Below are 16955 nucleotides of genomic sequence, written 5' to 3'. Positions count from 1 at the left end.
TCAACAGCCGGAGCAGGCGTCCTTGTGCGGCACCACCATCGGGACCACCCGCATCGCCGCCCCGGCGATCGCGGCGTTCCCCACCCGGTCCTGCCCCGCCGCGAACGTCGAAGCCAAATGCGAAGGCACCGTCTTCGAACTCCCGTCCATGGCCGTCTTCGCCGCCTGGGCGTTCCCGACCACAGCGGGCACCAAAACCAGCTTCTTCTTACCCTTGTCCGCGGCCGACGCGGTGCTGAGCTCGTGGGCAGTGACCGGCACGGCCGGCTTCGTCGCAGGGGGCATCAGCTCAGGCATGCGCACTCCCGTTCTCGGTCAGAAGTCCAGCATACCGGCCCAGCTCGGCCGGGCGGAACAACCGCGCCTCGCGCTGGAACTGCCGCGACACACCGCGCACCACGTGGCGCATCGCGATCGACGAGCTCGAAACGTCGGCCGCGGCCAATGCTGCCGTGCGGGCCGCCGAGGTGATGCCCGCTCCCGTCATGTCCAGGCGGCACAACACGTCCAAGTCCACGTCCGGAGACAGCGGCGCCTCCGGGGGGAACGCCAGCTGCCACAGGCGGCGGCGCTCGGCCGGCCCGGGGCGGGGGAAGTGGACCACGAAGTGGAACCGCCGGGTGAACGCCGGGTCGATGTTCTCCTTCAGGTTGCTCGTCAGGATGATCAGGCCGTCGCTCGCTTCCAGGCGCTGCAGCAGGTAGCCGACCTCCAGGTTGGCGTACCGGTCGGTCCCCTGCTTGACTTCGCCGCGCTTGCCGAACAGCGCGTCCGCCTCGTCGAACAACAGCACCGCCTGGCTGTCCTCCGCCTGCCGGAACACCTCCTCCATGTTCTTCTCCGTCTCCCCCACCCACTTCGACACCACCTGCGCCAGGTCCACCTTCAGCAGCTCCAGGCCCAGCATCCCGGTGACGACCTCGGCCGACATCGTCTTGCCCGTGCCCGGCTCGCCGGTGAACAGCGCCTTCACCCCGCCGGTCGTCGTCTTGCGGGCGAAACCCCAGGACTCCGCGATGCGGGGCCACGCGCGGAACGCCGACGCGATCTCGCCGATCTGGCCCAGCTGGGCCTCCGGCAGCACCAGGTCGTCCAGCGTGCGGCGCGGGGTGATCGACTGCGCGACGCCGCTCGCGCGCCCGCGGGTCACCGTGGCGATCGCCGGCTCCACGTGCTCGGTGCCCGGGTGGCCGTGGCCGGACAGGCGCGCGTCGGCGTCGGCGACCGCGGCCACCGCGCGCAGCTCGCCGCCGCTCATGCGGTAGCGGGCGGCCAGGTCCGCCAGCACGTCGTCGGCCAGCACCGGGAACGCCGAGGACCACATCTCCCGGCGCTCCGGGAAACCCGGCACCGGGATCGTCAGCTCCGCGTACGTGCGGGCGGCCAGCAACCCGGGCGGACGCCACGGGTTCGTCCCGGTCAAGCACAGCGGCACGCCCGATCTCACCAGGACCTCGTCGAGGTCGGCGTGGGCCGCGCCGCCCACCGTCGGCAGCCACAGGATCGCGTCCAGCGCGGCCGCGGTCCGCAGGTCGTGCGCCACGTCGGCGGTCACGCGGCGCAGTGGCCGGCCGGCCGCGGTCGCCAGCGCCTGCGCGACGTCGACCTGGCTGTCGGCGGGACATCCCCACAGGCCGACCACGTCGACGTCACCGGCGGCCAGCGCACGGCCGAGCGTGCTCAGCCGCTCCGCCCGGACGTACGGCGACGCCACCGGCCGGTCCGGCCGCACCACCTCACCGGGGTCGTGGCCGAGGCTCCCGACGTCGCCGCCCCAGCCCATCAGGTACTCGAACACGCCGGCGCCGAGGGCCAGCTCGCGGGCCGGCTCGCTCGGCGCCTCGCCGTACGCCCGCAGCAGGCCGTAGCGGCGCAGCCGGCCCGCGGAGCCCAGCGCGCGGCGGACGGCCAGGCGGTCCGCCGGGGTCTCCGCGACCACGGTGACCAGCAGCTCCACGCAGGGCGCGCGCCGGTTCAGGTTGTCCACCACGTAGGCGTAGACGCGCTCGTAGCCCGGGTCCAGCTCCGGCGCGGCCACCAGCAGCAGCGCGTCCTGCTCGACCCGGGTCAGGCCGTAGCGGGTCGCGAGGGCGTCCAGCGGTAGCGTCTCCCCGCGGGCCGCGCCCAGGCGCCTGAGGTGCTGCTCGGACTCCGGCTCCCGGCACGGCGGCGACGCCGGCTCGGTCATCGCCTCGGCGAAGGCGTCCACGCGGTCCAGCAACCCGTCGACCTGCTCGTCCGTCACGCAGAACGGGGTCAGGTCCGGGCGCGTCAGCAGCGCCGCGGCCTCGGCCTGGCGGGCGACGGCGATCCGCAGCGCCTGGTGCAGCTCCGCCAGGCGCACCCGGAGGTGCTCGACCGCCAGTCCGCTCATCTCAGCCACCGGAGAAGGTCAGGGTCCGGCCGCCCAGCCAGACGACGTCCGGCACGTCGGTCAGGGCGCCGGCCCGCCCCAGGTCCGCGTGCCGGCGGCCCAGGGGGATCTTGACGCGCACCGCGTCGCGGGTGAACCGGACCGTGCCCTCGAGATCGGCGAACCTCGTCAGCGCCAGGACCGGGGAGGGTCCTTGCCACAGCTGCCAGGCGAGCATGCCCAGCGCAAGGGACGCCGCCAGCGTGACGCTGTGCTCGAGCGCGCGATCCCCCGGCCGGGGCACGGCCCGGTGCTCGACGAACAACGTGCGCACCAGCTCGTCCAGGTGCCCGGCGGGCAGCTGCGCCGCGAGCCGGGGTTCCGCCCCGCCGGTCGTCCACAGTGGAGTCCGCCACCGCAGGCGGGTCAGCGGATCGTCGCGCAGCGGGCGCGCGTCGGTGATGAACCGGACGCCCGCCGCCGCGAGGTCGCGCAGGCACGTCGGCGGGAGCCGGCCGGCGCGGACCAGCACCGGTGGCCGGCCGCAGGCGGCCCAGTGCGGCACCAGACCGTCCGCCGTGGCCGCCCACGCGACCGGGAACAGGCCCTGGGGGTCGACCAGCAGCAGGCCGTCGTCCACGCCCGTGACCAGCAGCGGGCCGGCGGGATCGTGCCCGCGGCACAGGGAAAGCGCCAGCACCCCGTCCAGCACCGGCAGCGCGGGGCGGACCCGCCGGGCGAAGGCGGCCAGGCCGGGCACCGAATCCAGGCCGGCAAATGTCACGGCGGCCACGTCGTCCTCCGGCGTCCGCCGCCAGCCCCGCTGCGGCGCGCCCAGGACCTTGTACGCCAGGGCGGCGGCGAACAGCGGGGCGTCGCCGAGCAGGTCCACTCCGGACAGTGCCGGGCCGAGCGCGTCCAGGTAGCCGGTTCTCGCCAGCGGACCGGCCAGCAGGAACGGGAGCACCGAGCCGACCCGTGTCTCCCCCGCCGGCCTCGCGGCGGGCGCGGACCGCTCCTCCGGCCCGGAACCCACCAGCTCGGCGAGTCCGGCGTGCGTCGTGGGCGGCCGCGGCCGAGACGACCGGCGGGCCAGTTCCGCCGCCAGCTCGGCCACCGGTCCCGAGGTGAGCTGGCCGGCCGGTTCGCCGGTGAGCAGTGCGGAGAGGTACACCCGCATCGTCTCTTCGGGGAGCAGGGCGAGCAACGCGGCCAGCTCGTCCCGCGCCGCCAGCTCCTCGAACAGCGCGGCCACCGTGGTCTCCGGCACGTCCCCGACGACGGACGACTCGCCGCCGGCGTCCGGCGCGGCCGGATCCGCGGGCGCCGGAACCGGGAGCGGTTCGGGCCGCGGGTCGCCGGCCGCCGCTCGTTCGAGGAGAAGACCCGCCGGCACCAGCCCGCCGCCCCCGCGTGCGGACAGCCGGACGGACAGGCGCACCGGCTCGGTGATCTCCAGGTCCGGGCCGTCGCCGGTGAGGTACTCGTCGAACTCCGCGGCCAGCAGGTCCGGCAGCGCGTCGAGCACCCGCTGGACGAGGCCCCGGGGGTCGGGCCCCCAGCTCCACCCCCCGCGCCGGACCACGCGCACCGCGCAGCGGTGCACGGTGATCTCGCCGGCGGTGGGCGCGCTCACGGCTTCTCGACCTCGTCCAGCCGGCCCGCCCGGCCCGCCACCAGCAGCAGCACGGCGTGCGCGCCCGCGCTCACCGTGACCGGGATCGTCACGTCGTTCGCGCCTTTCGCGACGGTCCCGGTGACGGGCAGCGTCTCCGTGCCCTCGGAAACCAACGCGAACACGGCGGTGTCCTGAGCGGCGTCCCCCTTCAGCGTGACGACCAGCCCGGTGCCGTCGAACGTGGGCGCGTCGATCGACGGCAGCTTCGCCAGCGCGGGCTTGGGCGGCCGGGTGACCCCGTAGGCCAGCGGGTCGGTGAACACCTCCGGCTGGTCGTCGGCTTCGTGCACGGCCAGTTCCGTGCCCGGCAAGGACAAGGTGGCCACCCCCGCGTCGAGCGACACGCGCACGGGCAGCGCGTCGCCGACGAGCGTGGCCACCGTCGGCGCGGCGGTGCCGATCACCTTGACTCCGCCCACCACCACTCCGGTGCTCGACTCGTACACCGCGAAGACGCTCATCCTCCGCCACCCCCGCTCGTCGCCGAAACCGTTGCCAGGACCAGGAAGTCGACCGCGCCCGGGCGTTCGGTGACCGCCGGGCCCGCGCCGGGGTCGTAGGACCGCAGCCGGCACCGGACGCGCCGCCGCTCGTCCACCCTGGCCTCGGCCGCGACGGTGAGCCCGGAGCCGGACGCGGGGATCCGCGGCGTCACGTAGACGTGCAGCGACACCCGGCCGTCGGCGACCTCCTCCGGCGTCACCCCCGACGGCAGCGGCAGCAGCATCCCGTCCGTCGCGCTGCCGGACGTCGCCAGCACGCTGCCGGCGGAGATCCGGCCGGAGAAGCTCCCCGCGATGGTGAGGTTTCCGTTGGACTCCACCGTCATCAGCGGGTCGACCGCACCGGTGCCCTTGTACAGCCCGTAGACCAGCGTCGGTGCGTCCGAACCGGACAGCACCAGCGCCGGCTCGCCCTCGCCGGCCGCGGGCCGGCTCCGCAGTGACAGCTCACCCGACCGGGCCGACACGGTGTCCGCGCGCACCCCGGCGTACCGAGGTTCGACGCCCCGGGCCGCCGGGACGGCCCGCGTGAAGTGACCATCGGTCCACTGGACGAAACCCAGCAGCACCAGCCACTGCACGGGTGGGGCGGCCGGCGCGGCGTTCACCGCGGGCGGCTGCTGGTCGGCCACCAGCCGCTCGTCGCCCAGCCGCCGGAAGAGGATCTGGTAGGACTCCTCCACGCGAGCCGGGCCGGCGGCGCCGGCGCACGACGTGGGCCCGGTCGCCGGTTGGGCCCGGTCCACGGCGGTCAGGAACACCGGGTACGGCTCGGTCGTCGGCCGGTCGGCGCCGTTGACGGCCTCGAAGTCGGCCTCCGACAGCACGACCGGGGCCGGCACCACGATCTCCCGGCCGGTCCCGTCGACCGCCAGCCCGGCCTGGACGCTCACCTCGGCGAAGCGGGCACCCGTCGCCGGGTCGGTCCGGTTCTCGGTCGTCAGGGCGAGCCCGTCGGCGATGCCCCAGTCGTGGGACAGGCGCGCGTGCCGGACGGCCGCCGAGCGGGCGTAGGAGACGGTCGCCGCCAGGTCCGCGGCGGCGAGCACCTGCCCTTCGTGGAACTCCGGGCGCAGCGGACCGGTCACGACGACTCACCCGACCGCGGCTTGCGGGCGGTCCCGCCGCTCCGGCTCGACGACGACCGGGACCGCCGGGCGGGCGGCTTCGGCTCGGGCTCGGACTCGGCCTCCGGCTCCGGCTCCGGTTCCGGTTCCGGTTCCGCGACGGGCGCGCTCTCCAGCTCCGACAGCCGGTCGGAAAGCCGGTCCGGTAGTTCCTCCCGCACCTGCGAGACCTGTGCTCGAGCGGTGTCCAGCTGGTCCCGCAACGCCTCCACGGTCGCGATCAGGTCGCTCACCTGCCCCCGCAGCGCGTTCATCTCCTGCAGGCTGTCGGTCACCTCGGCCGGCACGGTGTACACCTGCTCGCGCACAGGCTTGGGCACGGTCTCGCCCGGCGCCGGGGTCACGAGGAGATCCCACATGTGCTCCAGCGGGCCTCGCTGCCGCCACGGTTCGAGCAGCCCGGAGACGTACGGCCGCGCGACCGGGCCCGACTCCGGTACGCCGGGCGGCTGGTACACCGGCGTCGGCTGACAGCACACCTGCTCGGCGAGGTGCCGCAGCTGGTAGAGCTTCGGCAGCCACTCGCCGTACGCCGAGCCACCCGGCAGGACCTGCTCCCGCGTCGCCGAGCACACGCGCACGACGTCGCAACCGTCCAGCTCCAGGTGCGCGAGCAGCACGTCGTCGTCGGCGCAGTCCACGCACGGCGGGTTCAGCGTCGAGCAGGCCGCGTCGGTGACGAACCGGCGCACGCACGTCGTCAGCTTCCCGGCCGCGTCCGCGAGCAGCCCCAGGTCGGCGATCGTCAGCCGCTGAGCAGGATCCGGCTCCGGTACGGGCACCGGCTGGGGGACGGCGACCTGGCGCACGTCGTCGTGCAGCACGCAGTCCGCGACGCCGGACACCCGGTCCAGCCGGCCGAGCAGCCACTCCCGGATCCGCACGAGGTCGGCCCGGAACTCCGCCTCCAGCACGTTGTCCAGCGGAGTCCCCTGAGCCAGCAGGCGGACCTCGATGGGTGCGTCGGGGTCGGCGGTCGCCACCCGGTTCTTCGCCTCGGCCAAGACGGCCAGCGCGACCGCCCGGTGCGCCGGCTCCGGCCACACCTCCTCCGGCTTCGTCCCGGTCAGCCGGTCGCACGCCGCGCCGAGCACCTGCCGGGCGGTGTCGATCTCCCCGAGTTCGTGCTGGGCCTGCAGGTCCTGCTGCCCCGCGGCGTCGTAGGTGTCGTACCGGGCGAGGGCGCTCGCCAGGGCCCGCACGTACTCGGTCTGCTGCCGGGCGACGGGCGGCTGCGGGACGCCTTCACCGCTGTTCTGCAGCAGCCGGAGGTTGTCGGTGTACCGGACGGCGTCGGCCGGCCCGAACTCGATCGTCCGGGTCGAGGACGAGCCCGCGACCGACATCGGGTCCAGGTAGCGTTCGAGCCGCCGGCTCAGCAGCCGGACCCGCTCGTAGGCGTCCTTGTCCCCGATCTGCGTCAGGAGCTTGGTGGCCGGGTTGTACCGGTGGTCGTCGGCGGTGTCGCACTTGACGACGAACCGGAAGCCCTCCTGGACCCGCGAGGGCACGCAGCCCGGCGCCGGGCACGGCTCCTCGGTCGCGAACGGCGTGACCGGGTCGGCCATGCTCTCCTCGTACCGCACGAAGAGCCCGTAGTGGCGCTGATCGTCGTCGCACGGGTCGCCGCACGAGATGCCCGGCGACGACACCCGCAGCTCCCGCACGAGTGCCTGGACGTCGACCTTTTCCCTGCAGGACAGCACGATGTCGTTGCCGCAGCAGTCGAGGGCGTGCCCGGGGTGAACGGACACCGTCCCGCCGGCGCACGAGTCGCAGGTGACCTCCAGCCCGCACACGACACCCGGGCCGGACACCATCCGGTTGTGCAGCCGGTCCTTCCCGGCGACGTAGTCGGTCAGCAGGGTGAGGTCGTCCTCGGTGAGCAGCTGGCCGGCGAAGAAGCGCGGCCGGACGAACGCGGCCGGGAAGGCGGGCGCCCCACCGCACCCGCACCCGCAGTCGGACTTGCTCATGAACGCTCCTCGGTGACGAAGAACCAGCTCTCGAAGACGTCCCCGCCCGCACCGGTGCCGGACGTCCACGGCCCGATGCCCGTCGGCGGCACGAGGCAGCCGGTCGGCTCGGGATCCGGCTTCGGGTCGTGGCCGTGGCCGGTCTCCGTCTCGGCGTCGGCCGTGGCCCGGCCGATGAACGGGACCCGGCCGCCGACGTTGGTGCCGTCGACCGGACGGCAGCAGTGGTCGAGGATGAACGCCGTGCGGACGGTGATCAGCACGCGGTCGCCGTCCTGCAGCGTCTCGCGGGTGGTCTGCCGGTAACGGAAGTGGTCGGTGAACTCGCCGTCCTTCCCGGTGGGCTCCTCGAACCGGCCGCCCATGTACCAGGTGTCGGCGTTGCGGCCGGCCCCGCCCTCGATCACCTGGACCTCCACCACGCCCCGGCGCAGGCTGTCGACGCGGACGCCGTCGGAGAACTCGACGACCAGGCCGCCCGAGTCCTTCTGCGTGCCGAGCAGCTCCTTGGCCTCGTTCACGGTGTAGGTGTGGCCGTGACGCCAGTTGACGCCGGTGATCACCGTCGGCACGCGGCGGCCGAAGAAGCGGCGGACGTCCAGGTGGATCTGCTCTTCGCGGACCGGCTTGCCGAAGTCGACGTCGTCGATCCGGGCCAGCCACAGGACCTTGTGCTCGCACCGGGTGCAGCAGGTCTCGCAGCGCTCGTCCTTCGGCGGCGCCTTGGTGGTGACCCGGACGCAGTAGCTTTCTTCGGTGTAGCCGAAGTCGCAGTCCGAGGTGTCCGCGCAGGCCGAGTTGAACACGGTCCGGGTCGGCTCGACCGCGCGTTCGGTGTACTCGACGCCGACCCACACCGTCGTCCCGCCGGTGCGTTCGTCCTCGTGCAGCGCTTCCCCCAGGTCGATCGCGCAGCCGCCCGGGACGACGATCTCGTTGCCGTCGCAGTCGACGCCGAGCCCGGCGGTGATGCGCACCTTCGCCTGGTGTTCGGTCTTGTCCTTCGAGTCGTCCGGCGGGGCCGGTTCCACGAACAGCCCGCACACCAAGCCGTAGCCGAGCAGGCAGCGCATCCGCAGCTTGAGCTTTTCGCGGAAGTACTCCTGCTCGCGCTGGAAGTCGCGGGCGGTGAGCAGCTGCCCGTGGAAGTAGCGCAGCCGGCGGAAGGGCTGTTCTTCTGTCGTTGCCTCGGTCATCTCTCTTCTGTCCTCTCAAGACACTCGCGTGTGGACCCCGACCGCGGACACCGCGCCGACGGTCACCCCTTGCCGTGCGCCGCGCGGCCCGGGTCTCAGAACTCCGTCGTGGTTCAGGCGCGCGACCCCCACCACGGGTGGCGGCAGCGGGACGAACGCGGTGTCCACCCCGACCGCCGATCGCGTGCCGACCACGAACCCCGTCCCGCCGGTGCGCACCGATCCCTTCGTGTGCGCCGGTGCCTGCCGGGCCACCAGGCGCCGCACCGCGTCCTCGTCCGCGGCCCCGGCGGGCAGCAGGACCCGGAACCGGTGGGCGTGCTCCGTGAGGGGATCGGAGTCCGGGTCGCCGAACGCCCGCAACGGCGTCGCGCCCAGCGTCGAGGTGCCCAGGCGCAGCCGCGACGACGAGCGGCCGAACAGCCGCACCGCGCCGAGACCGCGGGCGTCCGCCGGCTTCGCGGTCGCGCGCACCTGCGCCCAGTGGCGGTCGCCGGCCAGCTCCTCGATCACCGGCTTGACGCCGAAGACGATGTCGATCGCCTCCTTGAGGGCGCACGGTGTGCCGCGACGCCGGTAGAGCCCGGGCGCGGCGGTGATCAGCTTCCGGCGGGTGCCGGCGTCCCAGCCGGCCTCGAACGACAGGCCGAGCAGCCCGGCCAGCCACGGCAACGCCGCGTCCGGCACGCCGGCCGGGTCGAGCAGCGCGGGGTAGCGCTCGACGACCCGGTCGATTTCGGCCACGGTCGCGTCGAACAGCGACAGGAACCGCTCGGTGAAGTCGTCCGCGGCCGGGTCCTGCCGGAACGCGGCGGGCAGCAGGTCCGCGCTGGTGGAGCGCGGGAAGTCGAGCCGGATCCGGTGCAGGACCGGGGTCGCGGCGGAGTCGCCGGACAGGCGGGCGCGCAGGGTGAGGTGCCGGCCGGGCGGCTGGTCGACGAGGAAGTCGGTGACGCCGGCGGGCGCGGTCTGCCAGTCGCTCTCGGCGAACTCGTCGTCTTCGGACACCACGACCGCCACCGACACCGCCGTGCCGGGCGGCACATCCGCCTCGATCCGCACCCGGTGCCAGCGGCAGCGTGAGATGCCGCTGTCGATCAGGTGCGTGGTGAACTCGCCTTGGGTCACGAACTGGCCGGCTTCGGGCGCCGGTGTCTCGCGCGGTCGTCCCGTCCAGTCGTAGCAGGAGGTGACGTCACCGTCCGGTCCCTGGTCCCGCAGGCAGAAGCCGTGCTCGTCCGCGGCGATCAGGCCGCTCGGCGGGAGCGCCGCCGCCAGCTCATCCACAGTGGACTCGCGGTGGTCCCGGTAGAGCCGGAACCGGCCGCTCTTCTCGGTGAGCAGCCAGATCGCGCCGCCCGGTCCGGTGCGGATCCCGGCGATCCGGCCGCGGACGTCGGTGCGGATGACCTCGCACAGCGTCCCGTCGGCGCCGTACCGCCAGAGCCGGTCGCTGCCGGCGCGGGCCACGAGCACCTGCTCGTCCTGCGCGAGCGCGACCACGGTGGCGTCGCGGTGGTGGATCACCGCGGTGAGGTGGTCGCCTTCGTTGCGCCAGACGAAGATCCGGCCGGAGTCGACGACCGCGATCCGATGCCCGCGCGCGGCCACGGCGACCGGTTCGCGCAGCAGCCGGGGGTCGCCGTGGCGGGGCCAGACCGGCCGCCACCCGCCGGCGCGGGTGTCCCGGCGCAGCAACCGGTGGCCGGAGAGCAGGTACCAGCCGCCAGGCCGGCAGCCCGGCGCCAGGCGCGGGTCGGGGAACCACGGCAGCAGGCGGGTCCGGGTCGGGCCCTCCGGGGACGCGCCGGCGTAGGCCAGCCGCACGCCGGCCTCGTCGGTGAACCCGACGACGTCGGTGATCGCCGCTTCGTCCCAGCCGACGACGTCGTCGAGGAGCCGGAAGGTCGCGGTGGTGGGTGCGCAGGTCATGTCTCCTCCACCGGGATCAGGAGCGGGCGTTCCGGCCAGACCAGGTCGTTCGGCGGGATCGCGTGACCGGTGCACGGCGGCAGCCGCAGCCCGTCGGCCGTGAGCGAAAGCCCGGACACGGCGAGGACGCCGTCCACGGCCAGGAGCCGGCGCACGAGCGGCGTGTGCCGGACCGCGCCGCCGAAGGGCCAGCCGCCGTTTTCGCCGCCGCGCAGCGGGTCCAGGTACGTCGTCACGGCATCGGAAGCCCGCGCGAGGACGGCCGCCCGGTTCTGGTCGGCGTCGAGCACGACCCTGGCCTCCACGGCGATCCGCCGGAACGCGACCGGTCCGGTCACCACCGTGACGCCGGCGGGTGCCACCTCGCGGGTCAGGAAGTCCGCCACCGCGCGCAGGGTGGCGGCCGTGGGCACGGGCGGCTCGGTGTCGCCCGGCTCGATCGGGGGCACCACGAGAACGCCGACGACGCCGGGGATGGGTGCGCCGGCGAACTCCGGGTGCAGGCCGGGAACGCCGTGCGCGCGGGCGATCGAGGCGCCCGGCGCGCGCAGCGCCAGGAGGCCGTAGTCGGCGGGGGCGACGGCGCGGCCGCGGGACCGCAGCTCCCCCACGCCGCGCCGCATCGCGTCTTCGTCCGGCTCGGCGTCGGTGCCGCCGGTGGCGGGGAACGGGTTGGTCACGCCGGTCACGAACGGCCGCGCGGTGACGACGCCGTTGATCGCGCCGGCCGCCACGGCACCCGCTTCGCCGCCGCCGACCCGGTACCGCACGGCACGGACGTTGCGGAAGCCCGGGGGCACGGGCGCGCCGTTGACGCCGTCGCCGAACGTGACCACGCCGGTGTCGTAGTCGACGACGAACACGGGGTCGTCCGGGCCGTACGCGGCGAGGCTCGGGACCTCCTGCCACCGCGACGCGTTCTCTGTGACAACCGGGGCTCCGCCAAAGGCGGCCGTGGTGGTGCCGAAGAGGTCGGCACCGGGGTCGTCGTCGACCTCGATCACGACGCTGCCGGCGAGGATCGGGACCTGGCTCAGCCGCAGCCGCCGCCGCTCGGCCGGTTTCGCGGGGTCCTGGATCGGTTCGAGGGGCTCGTCGAAGATCGTGTGGGCTGCGGTGGCGGCGACCGTGTTGAGCCGCAGCCCCGATACGAGCGGCGGCGCGACCGCGAAGAGGCCGTGTGCGACCTGCAGCCGCAGCCAGCGCAGCGCCGGGCGCGGTGGCTCGCCGGGTGCCCACGTGCGGGGCAGGCGCAGCTCGACCGTGCCACTCGCGCGCAGCCCTCGGGTTTCGTCGCGGACGACTTCGGCGGGGACGAAGCGGCCGCCGTCCAGCACGTCCCAGCGCAGCAACGGCCGGGGTTCCAGCGGCAGCGGGGTGAGTCCGCCGGCGGCCGCGGGCGTGGGCGGCGCGGCCGCGATCACGAAGCCGAGCGACAGCGAGGGGAACGGGCTCGCGGTGCCGTCGAGGCCCAGCCACAGGGCGTTGCCCGGCTGAGGCTCGGCCCCGAACGGCGGGAAGGGGCGGCCGGGCCCGTTCGGCCCCAGCGGGACCGGCTCGAGCGCGCCGCCCCGCTGCACCGCGATCACGCCGAGGGTGGCCGGGGTGGCGTAGAGGTCCTGGTCGGTCTCGTAGACGACCTGGTCGCCGGTCCCGGACGCGGCGGCCTGGAAACCGGCGGGGACGAGCACCGACGCGCCGTCCGGCGGGGTCACGGTGAACTCCAGCAGCGCGGCGGCCGCGGTCGCCGGCCGGCGGCGCACGCCCGCGGTGTTCAGGTGCTCGGCGAGGATCTTCTCCGGCAGCCGGTTGACCCGGGCGAGCACGGGCTCGGCCTGGGTACCGAAGAGGCGGACGAGGGCGACGCCGGCGTCCTGGCGGTCGGGGTTGGTCCAGTCCGGGGTGTAGCCGGGAATGCGATCCCGCACGGCGGCGCGGATCGCCTCCCTGGCGGCATCGACGAGCTCCGGCTGCACCCCGGCCGGCCCGGGGCCGGGGACGAGGTGGCCTTCTTCGGCGGATTCGCCCGCCCACCAGACGTCGGTCATCCCTGCCCCTCCCCCGGCTCCACGCGGATCTCCTCGGTCACAGCAATCCCTCCCCCTGCTCGACCGCGGGCACCACGCGCGTCCGGACTTCTCGCAGCGCCGGCAGTTCTCCCGCCCGCAAAGGCACGTCGTCGCACGTCTCCGACGGATCCGCGCCGTCGATGCCGATCGCCACCGCGGCCACGTCCGCCAGGTCGCCGAGCGCCTGCTGGGCCGCCCGGAGCAACGCCGACGGGCGCAGCGCCTCGCCGAAGGGCCAGCCCGTCTCGTCGTCCCCGCCTGCCGACGGGTCGAGGAACCGGCGCAGCGCGTCACCGACCACAGTGGACACCTTCGCCCGGTCGGCCGGGGTGCCGGACAGGTCGGCCCGCAGCCGGACGTCCCGGTACGCCGGGGCGCGCACGAACACCTCGGCCGTCAGCAGCCGGGCCTTCGCCAGCCGGTCCGCGACCGCGCACAGCAAGCCCGGATCCGGCTCGGGTGCGGGCGCCCGCGGGGCCGCCGGGACGACGTGGACCGTCACCGCGCCGGGCACCCGCGCGCACGGGAAACCCGGGTGCTCGCCGATCGCGGCGTAAGCCCGGCCGACCGCCACGCCGGGGGTCGTCACCGCCAGGGTGACGAAGTCCTCGGCGGTGACCGCCCTGGTCACCTCGCCGAGCGAACCCGCGGCCCGGTCACGCGCCCGCGCCACCGTCTCCGGGTCCTCGCCGCCCGCGGCCTGGACCAGGTTCGCGGCGCGCACCGGCGAAGCGGCCGAGACGGGCAGCCAGTTGTCCGTGACGCCGCCGTTGCCGTCGCGGCCGCCGCCGATCGTGTACTCGACCAGCACGTCTCCGCCCGGGCGCGGGATCCGGCCGGTGAGCCCGTCGCCGAACACGAGCGCACCCTCGTGGCGGTCCAGCAGGAAGATCCGGTCCCGGGAGGCGCCGAAGGCGAAGTCCGCCACCGCTTTCCACTTCTCACCGGCCAGCCGGAGGCACGCCGTGAGCAGGCGGCCGGCGGCGTCCGGGAGCACGAGCCGCTGGCCGGGCAGCTTCAGCCAGTCGTCGGTCTGCTCCGCGAGATCGGTCACCGTGCGGCGTTCGCGGTGGCGGGCGCCCGACGCGTTGACCGCCAGCCGCAGCAGCACCGGCGGCGACGGGTAGGTCGCGGCCGGGGTGGCGATCGTCAGCCCGCGGTCCACTGTGGACCAGCCGGTCGGCGGCCGCAGGCGCACGACCCCGGACCGCCGCAGCCCGCCCGTGCCGTCCTCGACCTCTTCGAACGACCCGGACACGTCGCTGTCCGGCCGGAACCACGACCAGGTCAGATCGGCGGGCGGGCGGACCGGGACCGCCCGAACAGACCAGGACGGCGGTACCGGCGAGTCGAGTTCGACCAGCAGCGACAACCAGCCGGACGCCGGGTGCGAACCGGTGAGCGGCAGCGTGAAACGAGCCGAGGCGGCGGCGCCGTCACCACCCAGCAGCGGAACCCCGCGACGGGCGAGCAGATCCGCCGTGCGGTCGCGATCGGTGAACACCGTCACCTCGCCCGACACCGGAAACGCCGTCACGTCGTCGTCGAGGGTGAACCGGATGGCCGCCGCCGGGTCGCGGGCGAAGACGGTCCCGGCGGGGACCACCGTCGGCGACTCCTCGTCGGTGGTGAGCGCGAGGACGGTGGTCGCGGGCTGCGCGGGCCGGGGCGGCTCCAGCCCCAGTAGCTTCAGGATCGCGACGACGAGTTCGTCCGGGGCCTGGTCCAGCCAGTAGAGCCGCTGCTCCAGCAGGTACGCGAACAGTTCGAGGAGCGTGATCCCGGGGTCGACCGGCGCGTGCAGCGTCCACGTGCCGTCCGATTCCGCCGGGATGCGGCGGGTGACGGCCGACATCAGGTCGGCCCAGGTCAGGTCGTCGAGCTTCGGCACGGGGAGGGTCATGGCGTCCCCGTCAGGCCGAGGTAGAACGGGAACACCAGGTTGGCCTTGGTGTTGGTGCGCCGGATCCGGTACTCGATCGAGACGGTGACGCGGGACTCGTCGGCCGGGTCGGCCTCGGCGAGGACGTCGGCCAGCTCCACCCTCGGCTCGAAGTCGCGGACCGCGTCGCTGATCGAGCGTTCCAGTTCGCGCAGGTTCTGCACGCTGCCCGGGGCGAACACCGACTCGCTCGCCTTCGTGCCGAGGCCGGGCCGCATCACGCGCTCGCCCGTCGCGGTGAGCAGCAGCGCGCGCAGGCAGTGCTCGATGCTCGTCTCGCCGACGGCGTAGGAGAGCCGGCCGGCCTCGTCGGGCAGGATCGGGAACCGCCAGCCGGTGCCGAGGAAGGGTTCGGTCACGTCGCCTTCACCTTCTTCGCGAGCACGGACGGCGGCAGCGGCGACGCGGGCCCGGTGGCCCCGCCCGGCGCCGGGTGGGTGTGCTGGACGAAGGCCTGCAGGAGCGCGTTGCCGAGCACGACCGGCTCGGCCGAGCCGCCGCCGAGGTCGATGTCGGTCGCCTTGACGGTCACCGTCGCGGCTTCGAGCGTGATCTCCCCGCTGTCCTTGAGCACCACCGTCGCGCCGGACACGGTGCTGATGGTGATCTCCTTCGCCTGGTCGTCGAAGAGGATCCGGTGCCCGGCCTTGGTGCGGATGATCTTCTGGTCGGTACCGTCCTGGTGCGCGACCGGCGGTTTCTTCTTGCCGTTGTAGAGCCCGCCGAGGACGTACGGCTGGCGCATGTCGCCCTGGAAGAACGCGACCAGCACCTCGTCGCCCACCTCGGGCACGAACACCGAGCCGTAGCCGGCGCCCGCGTACAGCTGGCTGACCCGGATCCAGGGGCTGATCGACGCACCGCCGTCCAGCCAGAAGTACTTGACCTTGACGCGGCCCTCGTCGTCCCCGTCGTTCTGCACGACCTCCGCGGGCGCGACACCGTAGTACCGCTGGTCGCTCGCCATCGCGCGTGGCATCGCCGTCATGCTTTGTCCCCCTGGAAGATCTTGCGGCCGGTGAAGGTGGTGAAGAAGCCGCTCGAGTTGAGGGCGTGCTCCACGCGCTTGACGAAGTAGGTGCCGGAGAACCGCCGGCCGAGGCCGAAGATCTCCAGGTTGTCCCCGGGCCGCAGCTCCGGCAGCCCGGCCACGCGGCCGGTCGCGGTGATGAACTCGTAGGCCCGCTCCCGCAGCAGCGCGACGGCCAGCTCCTTGGCTTCCTCCTGGCTGAGCACCGGCGCGTCGACGATCACTTCCTGACGGCCGCCGGCCGCGCTCTCCGCCGCTTCCGGCCCGCTCTGCCCGTCGGCCGAGTTCTGCCCGCCGGGCAGGTCCGCCGCGGTCGCGACGTACTCGATCGGCTCCGCCTTGACCGGGTCCCAGCCGTGCACGGTGAGCTTGCTGACCTGCTGGGAGATCGTCATGGTCGGGGTGAAGTCGATGAGGTTGGGCACCAGGCCCGCCGGCTGCCCGCTGGGCCCGGTGGCCAGGCCGGGTGCGTAGGCGAGGCGGAACAGCCGGATGGGCCGGCCGTCGCGGCCGTCGGTGGGCTTGACGAAGTAGAGCGTCTGCTCGCCCGTTTCCGGGTCGGGCAGGATGTAGCAGTCGAAGTCGATGCGCTTCGCCCGCTCCATCAGGAACTGCGCGTCGGACTGGTTCTTCTGCACGACGAGGTCGTGGCGCGGGCCCTCGTGGGTCGTCTTGAAGGCCAGCTTGTTGCGTCGCGCGATCTGCTCGGCGATCTCCCAGTCGGTCTTCCCGACGAAGTTCTTGTCCTCTTCCTTGGTGGGCTTGCGGTCCTTGAGCGCGAGCATCCCGTCCACGCAAGTGATCGAGACGGTCGGCGACGCGCTGTCGGGGAACTTGGGCGCGAGCGAGCTGATCGTCCCGGTGCCGACGGTCAGCAGCTGGTCCGCGTAGCCGAGCCGGACGGAGACGCGCGTGCCGATCTGCAGCTTTTCCGAGTCGCTGTGCTTGAACTTCAGCGTGACGTCGTCCCAGTTGTTCAGCTCGAGGTCGAAGCCGGACATCTCGTCGAGGTCGCGGTGCACCTTGATGTCGAGGATGTCGTTCTTGGTCGTCGGGTCGGCCTGGAGGCCGTCGACGACGACCTCGAACCCGGGGGCGTAGCGGTCCGGGTCGGCGAGCTCGGGCTGGGTGCCCGCGGGCGCGGTCATC

Annotated in this window: 13 protein-coding genes; all 13 read right to left on the bottom strand. The window is 74.1% G+C overall.

Annotated elements, in window-relative coordinates; all coding sequences use genetic code 11:
- From AB0N03_RS35520 to AB0N03_RS35460, 13 genes are read right to left on the bottom strand one after another with little or no spacing between them, the layout of a single operon-like run.
- The gene (locus AB0N03_RS35520) at positions 1 to 297 is read right to left on the bottom strand and encodes a hypothetical protein (RefSeq protein ID WP_364381242.1); all 297 of its coding nucleotides are present in this window, start codon (positions 295 to 297) and stop codon (positions 1 to 3) included.
- Complete coding sequence (locus AB0N03_RS35515) at positions 290 to 2374, bottom strand: AAA family ATPase (RefSeq protein ID WP_364381239.1); 2085 nt, start codon at positions 2372 to 2374, stop codon at positions 290 to 292. Before AB0N03_RS35515 ends, AB0N03_RS35520 begins: the two co-directional genes overlap by 8 nt.
- 1 nt (position 2375) lies before the next feature.
- Positions 2376 to 3989, bottom strand: coding sequence for a hypothetical protein (locus AB0N03_RS35510; protein WP_364381236.1), 1614 nt, complete (start codon positions 3987 to 3989; stop codon positions 2376 to 2378).
- Positions 3986 to 4492, bottom strand: coding sequence for a hypothetical protein (locus tag AB0N03_RS35505; RefSeq protein WP_364381233.1), 507 nt, complete (start codon positions 4490 to 4492; stop codon positions 3986 to 3988). Before AB0N03_RS35505 ends, AB0N03_RS35510 begins: the two co-directional genes overlap by 4 nt.
- The gene (locus AB0N03_RS35500) at positions 4489 to 5622 is read right to left on the bottom strand and encodes a hypothetical protein (RefSeq protein WP_364381230.1); all 1134 of its coding nucleotides are present in this window, start codon (positions 5620 to 5622) and stop codon (positions 4489 to 4491) included. The genes AB0N03_RS35505 and AB0N03_RS35500 overlap by 4 nt, the downstream gene beginning before the upstream one ends.
- Entirely contained in the window at positions 5619 to 7637 is a 2019-nt protein-coding gene (locus AB0N03_RS35495; protein ID WP_364381227.1) for a hypothetical protein, read from the bottom strand. Before AB0N03_RS35495 ends, AB0N03_RS35500 begins: the two co-directional genes overlap by 4 nt.
- Positions 7634 to 8833, bottom strand: a complete 1200-nt coding sequence (locus AB0N03_RS35490; RefSeq protein ID WP_364381224.1) for a hypothetical protein — start codon at positions 8831 to 8833, stop codon at positions 7634 to 7636. The genes AB0N03_RS35495 and AB0N03_RS35490 overlap by 4 nt, the downstream gene beginning before the upstream one ends.
- A gap of 15 nt (positions 8834 to 8848) precedes the next feature.
- Positions 8849 to 10765 (bottom strand): phage tail protein, encoded by a 1917-nt coding sequence (locus AB0N03_RS35485; RefSeq protein WP_364381221.1) that lies wholly within the window; start codon positions 10763 to 10765, stop codon positions 8849 to 8851.
- A complete protein-coding gene (locus tag AB0N03_RS35480) occupies positions 10762 to 12813 on the bottom strand; it encodes a putative baseplate assembly protein (protein WP_364381218.1) in 2052 nt (683 codons plus the stop codon). The genes AB0N03_RS35485 and AB0N03_RS35480 overlap by 4 nt, the downstream gene beginning before the upstream one ends.
- A 37-nt stretch (positions 12814 to 12850) precedes the next feature.
- Entirely contained in the window at positions 12851 to 14737 is a 1887-nt protein-coding gene (locus AB0N03_RS35475; protein ID WP_364381215.1) for a baseplate J/gp47 family protein, read from the bottom strand.
- The gene (locus AB0N03_RS35470; protein WP_364381212.1) at positions 14734 to 15135 is read right to left on the bottom strand and encodes a GPW/gp25 family protein; all 402 of its coding nucleotides are present in this window, start codon (positions 15133 to 15135) and stop codon (positions 14734 to 14736) included. Before AB0N03_RS35470 ends, AB0N03_RS35475 begins: the two co-directional genes overlap by 4 nt.
- On the bottom strand, positions 15132 to 15764 hold the full coding sequence (locus AB0N03_RS35465; RefSeq protein WP_364381209.1) for a phage baseplate assembly protein V: 633 nt from the start codon (positions 15762 to 15764) through the stop codon (positions 15132 to 15134). The genes AB0N03_RS35470 and AB0N03_RS35465 overlap by 4 nt, the downstream gene beginning before the upstream one ends.
- A complete protein-coding gene (locus tag AB0N03_RS35460) occupies positions 15761 to 16954 on the bottom strand; it encodes a type IV secretion protein Rhs (RefSeq protein WP_364381206.1) in 1194 nt (397 codons plus the stop codon). The genes AB0N03_RS35465 and AB0N03_RS35460 overlap by 4 nt, the downstream gene beginning before the upstream one ends.
- Position 16955 lies beyond the last annotated feature (1 nt).

The sequence above is a fragment of the Amycolatopsis sp. NPDC051061 genome (assembly GCF_040682935.1).
Classification (GTDB): Bacteria; Actinomycetota; Actinomycetes; order Mycobacteriales; family Pseudonocardiaceae; genus Amycolatopsis.
This window is presented reverse-complemented; position numbering and strand designations above follow the sequence as displayed.

Coding starts and splice junctions, on each gene's coding strand:
- AB0N03_RS35520 (WP_364381242.1), bottom strand. CDS start 297: ATGCCTGAGCTGATGCCCCCTGCGACGAAGCCGGCCGTGCCGGTCACT.
- AB0N03_RS35515 (WP_364381239.1), bottom strand. CDS start 2,374: ATGAGCGGACTGGCGGTCGAGCACCTCCGGGTGCGCCTGGCGGAGCTG.
- AB0N03_RS35505 (WP_364381233.1), bottom strand. CDS start 4,492: ATGAGCGTCTTCGCGGTGTACGAGTCGAGCACCGGAGTGGTGGTGGGC.
- AB0N03_RS35495 (WP_364381227.1), bottom strand. CDS start 7,637: ATGAGCAAGTCCGACTGCGGGTGCGGGTGCGGTGGGGCGCCCGCCTTC.
- AB0N03_RS35490 (WP_364381224.1), bottom strand. CDS start 8,833: ATGACCGAGGCAACGACAGAAGAACAGCCCTTCCGCCGGCTGCGCTAC.
- AB0N03_RS35485 (WP_364381221.1), bottom strand. CDS start 10,765: ATGACCTGCGCACCCACCACCGCGACCTTCCGGCTCCTCGACGACGTC.
- AB0N03_RS35480 (WP_364381218.1), bottom strand. CDS start 12,813: ATGACCGACGTCTGGTGGGCGGGCGAATCCGCCGAAGAAGGCCACCTC.
- AB0N03_RS35475 (WP_364381215.1), bottom strand. CDS start 14,737: ATGACCCTCCCCGTGCCGAAGCTCGACGACCTGACCTGGGCCGACCTG.
- AB0N03_RS35465 (WP_364381209.1), bottom strand. CDS start 15,764: ATGACGGCGATGCCACGCGCGATGGCGAGCGACCAGCGGTACTACGGT.
- AB0N03_RS35460 (WP_364381206.1), bottom strand. CDS start 16,954: ATGACCGCGCCCGCGGGCACCCAGCCCGAGCTCGCCGACCCGGACCGC.